The sequence below is a fragment of the Rhodococcus sp. WWJCD1 genome (assembly GCF_002258735.1).
Lineage (GTDB): Bacteria > Actinomycetota > Actinomycetes > Mycobacteriales > Mycobacteriaceae > Rhodococcoides.
Genome location: NZ_NOXY01000038.1, coordinates 1 through 1,168, shown reverse-complemented (window position 1 = coordinate 1,168; position 1,168 = coordinate 1). Strand labels below are relative to the sequence as shown.

1 protein-coding gene and 1 pseudogene are annotated in these 1,168 nt (G+C 66.4%); both read right to left on the bottom strand.

The genetic code is table 11. The annotated features are described in order from the left end of the window. Positions 1-140 (bottom strand): annotated as a pseudogene (locus CH286_RS28340) (MBL fold metallo-hydrolase); the annotation flags it as partial. Continuing rightward, positions 137-1,168: S-(hydroxymethyl)mycothiol dehydrogenase (locus CH286_RS27525; protein WP_441347147.1), on the bottom strand; the 1,032-nt coding region annotated here is incomplete at its 5' end. The gene CH286_RS27525 and the pseudogene CH286_RS28340, both read right to left, overlap by 4 nt.

Below are 1,168 nucleotides of genomic sequence, written 5' to 3'. Positions count from 1 at the left end.
GCGGTGTGGGCGGCGTCGACGATCACCACCTCGTCGTCGTCGCCGATCAGCCAGATGTTGTTCTCGACATCCCAGGTGCCGCCGTCGAGGCTGAACGTTCCTGACGTGACGACGTTCTGGACACGAAACGTCCCGCTCACAGGACCACGACCGACCGCAGCACGGTGCCCTGATGCATCTTGTCGAACGCGGCCTCGACGTCCTCGATGCCGATCCGCTCGGACACGAACTTCTCGAGCGGCAACCGGCCCTGCTGATACAGATCCACCAACTGCGGGAAGTCGCGTTCGGGTAGGCAGTCGCCGTACCAGGACGACTTCAGCGATCCGCCGCGGGAGAAGAAGTCGATCAACGGCATCTCGAGGGTCATCTCCGGTGTCGGCACCCCGACGAGCACGACGGTGCCGGCCAGATCACGCGCGTAGAACGCCTGCTTCCAGGTTTCCGGGCGGCCGACGGCGTCGATGACCACATCGGCACCGAAACCCCCGGTCAACTCTTGGATGGCCTCGACCGCGTCGAGAACCGAGGAGTCGACGGTATGGGTGGCCCCGAGTTCGAGGGCCCAGTCGAGTTTTCCCTTGTCACGGTCGACCGCGATGATCGTCGACGCCCCCGCCAGACGCGCTCCGGCGATCGCGGCGTCACCGACACCGCCGCAGCCGATCACCGCGACCGAATCACCGCGTGAGACGTGGCCGGTGTTCATCGCCGCCCCGAGCCCGGCCATCACTCCGCAGCCGAGCAGCCCGACGACGGCGGGATCGGCGTCGGCAGCGACCTTGGTGCACTGTCCTTCGTGGACGAGGGTCTTCTCGGCGAACGCACCGATCCCCAAGGCGGGGGTCAGTTCGGTGCCGTCGTCGAGGGTCATCTTCTGCGCGGCGTTGTGGGTGTCGAAGCAGTACCACGGGGTGCCGCGTTTGCAGGCCCGGCATTCCCCACAGACCGCGCGCCAGTTCAGGACGACGAAGTCGCCGACCTCGACGTGCTCGACGCGGTCGCCGACGGTCTCGACGATGCCGGCGGCTTCGTGTCCGAGCAGGAACGGGAATTCGTCGTTGATGCCGCCTTCGCGGTAATGCAGGTCGGTGTGGCAGACCCCGCAGGCCTGGATTTTCACGACGACCTCGTTGGGGCCGGGATCGGGGATGGTGATCGTCTCGAT